The sequence below is a fragment of the Chryseobacterium sp. SIMBA_028 genome (assembly GCF_046535285.1).
Lineage (GTDB): Bacteria > Bacteroidota > Bacteroidia > Flavobacteriales > Weeksellaceae > Chryseobacterium.
Genome location: NZ_JAWRWZ010000649.1, coordinates 1 through 248, shown reverse-complemented (window position 1 = coordinate 248; position 248 = coordinate 1). Strand labels below are relative to the sequence as shown.

1 pseudogene is annotated in these 248 nt (G+C 32.3%); it reads right to left on the bottom strand.

Annotated features, from left to right (window positions below):
* Window positions 1-248: pseudogene (locus SCA31_RS24835) on the bottom strand (molecular chaperone HtpG); the annotation flags it as partial.

Here is a 248-nt window from a genome sequence, read left to right as displayed (position 1 = left end):
AGCATAAAGAATGATTAAATTACCATCTTTATCCGTTTGTGTTGGCTTTAATTTCTCTTCTAATTCATTCCAAAGGAAATATTTTCCGTCAGTTGTTGGATATAGCGTGAATTTGTCTGCCTTTTCTGCAAATTTTTCTTCAGTAACAATTCCGTATTCGATAACGATTTTAATGTCATTCCATTTTTGTTCGTAATCTGCACGGTTTTCGTTAATTAAAGAAGCCATTTTGTCGGCAACTTTTTTAG